Annotated in this window: 2 tRNA genes and 2 rRNA genes; all 4 read right to left on the minus strand. The window is 53.5% G+C overall.

The features are described 5' to 3' along the window. Positions 1–655: ribosomal RNA gene (locus ACESPU_RS21655) — 23S ribosomal RNA — on the minus strand; the annotation flags it as partial. A gap of 106 nt (positions 656–761) precedes the next feature. Then, positions 762–835, minus strand: a tRNA-Ala gene (locus tag ACESPU_RS21660). A 10-nt stretch (positions 836–845) separates the two neighbouring features. Continuing rightward, a tRNA-Ile gene (locus ACESPU_RS21665) sits at positions 846–919 on the minus strand. A 151-nt stretch (positions 920–1,070) separates the two neighbouring features. Beyond that, positions 1,071–1,128, minus strand: a 16S ribosomal RNA gene (locus ACESPU_RS21670); the annotation flags it as partial.

A 1,128-nucleotide genomic window follows, 5' to 3' on the forward strand; every position in this document is an offset into this window, starting at 1 on the left:
CGGCTCCGTACCTTAGGTACTTAACCTTGCCGGGGAAGGTAACTCGTAGGTTCATTATGCAAAAGGCACGCCGTCACATCTTGACGATGCTCCGACCGCTTGTAGGCAGACGGGTTCAGGGTCTATTTCACTCCCCTGCTCGGGGTTCTTTTCACCTTTCCCTCACGGTACTGGTTCGCTATCGGTCTCTCGGGAGTATTTAGCCTTACGGGATGGGCCCCGCAGTTTCACGCAAGATTTCTCGTGCCCCGCGCTACTCAGGATGCCACTAGGCTTCGACAGGGAGTCATGTACCGGGCTTTCACCGTCTATGGCGCGCTTTTCCAAGCGCTTCCATTTCCCTGCTTTCTTGCCACGTCGTGGTCCTACAACCCCCGTGTCGCCTAGACGCCACGGGTTTGGGCTCTTCCGTGTTCGCTCGCCACTACTTACGGAATCATTGTTTATTTTCTCCTCCTATGGGTACTTAGATGTTTCAGTTCCCCACGTTCGCCTCCCTTACGGGATGGCAGGCCTTCAGCCTGCCGGGTTGCCCCATTCGGATATCCCGGGATCAAGGGCTATTTGCGCCTCCCCCGAGCTTTTCGCAGCTTATCACGTCCTTCGTCGCCTCCGAGAGCCAAGGCATCCACCGTCTGCCCTTGCTTACTTTCTCTCACCTCGTACTTAACGTACGGGTTGATATATCTTAAGCTCGCTCTACTTGTTTCTTCTTTTTGATGTCCAATATGTCAAAGATCCTCTTTCCCTCGCGGGATGCGTGGAGAATAACGGATTCGAACCGTTGACCCTCTGCGTGCAAGGCAGATGCTCTAGCCAGCTGAGCTAATCCCCCTCATTCGGAGTAGTCCCAGGCAGAGTTGAACTGCCGACCTCTACATTATCAGTGTAGCGCTCTAACCAACTGAGCTATAGGACTGTCAACCTTGCCAAGACTTACGTCCCAGCGTCATTTTTCTCTCTTTAGACCGGCCTCCCGGTCTGCAAGATCTATATATAAACATAATCTCAACAGCAGCACAAGGCGATCGATACCTCGTATGACCTCGGTACGGAATCCTTCGCTCCAGAAAGGAGGTGTTCCAGCCGCACCTTCCGGTACGGCTACCTTGTTACGACTTAGCCCCA

This window comes from Parabacteroides sp. 20_3, from assembly GCF_964238835.1.
Lineage (GTDB): Bacteria > Bacteroidota > Bacteroidia > Bacteroidales > Tannerellaceae > Parabacteroides > Parabacteroides distasonis.